We start from the raw sequence: 500 nt of genomic DNA, 5'->3' as shown, positions 1-500 counted from the left end.
TGGCTCCAGGGCGCACCAGCTGCGGAAGGCGGCGGAACGGTACCTGGGATTGCGCCGGGCGGGGCGATCGACGATTGGTCGGCGGATGACATTGCCACCTATCTGGAAACCGGCTTCACACCGGATTTCGATTCCGTGGGAGGCACTATGGTCGAGGTTCAGCAGAATATGGCGCGTCTTTCTGCCCAAGATCGTCAGGCGATTGGCGAATATTTGAAGGCGCTGCCCGAATAAAGCCTCTGGAAGATGCTGACTGAATGCAGTTGGCTCGGTTCGGGCAGCTCCGTTTTGTCAAATGTTTTCCGGTCTGTATCCTTCCGCGCCCCAGTGATGCGGGCGTGGTTTCCTTTGCGGCGCGTAATGCCGAGCCAAAGTCGAAAGTCCCGCCTTCAGCATTACTTTGGCAGAGCGCACCGGCCAACCGCGCTCCGCCTCCACCTGTTCAAGGCCCTTGAGAAAGCAGCATATGTCGAGAAGCGGGCCCGATAGTTCGGGGCCAA

Annotated in this window: 2 protein-coding genes; one reads left to right on the top strand and one right to left on the bottom strand. The window is 59.2% G+C overall.

Annotated elements, in window-relative coordinates:
- A partial coding sequence (locus ABD234_RS19150; RefSeq protein ID WP_344359686.1) for a hypothetical protein occupies positions 1-234 on the top strand: 234 nt, incomplete at its 5' end.
- Positions 235-291: 57 nt separating this feature from the next.
- Here the strand turns inward: ABD234_RS19150 and ABD234_RS19145 are convergent.
- Positions 292-500 (bottom strand): DUF6456 domain-containing protein (locus tag ABD234_RS19145; protein ID WP_344359683.1); only part of this gene is annotated, 209 nt, incomplete at its 5' end.

It is taken from the genome of Brachybacterium phenoliresistens (assembly GCF_039530785.1).
Taxonomy (GTDB): Bacteria; Actinomycetota; Actinomycetes; order Actinomycetales; family Dermabacteraceae; genus Brachybacterium; species Brachybacterium phenoliresistens.
Note: the sequence above shows the minus strand (reverse complement) of the source record. Positions and strands in the feature narration are given on the sequence as shown.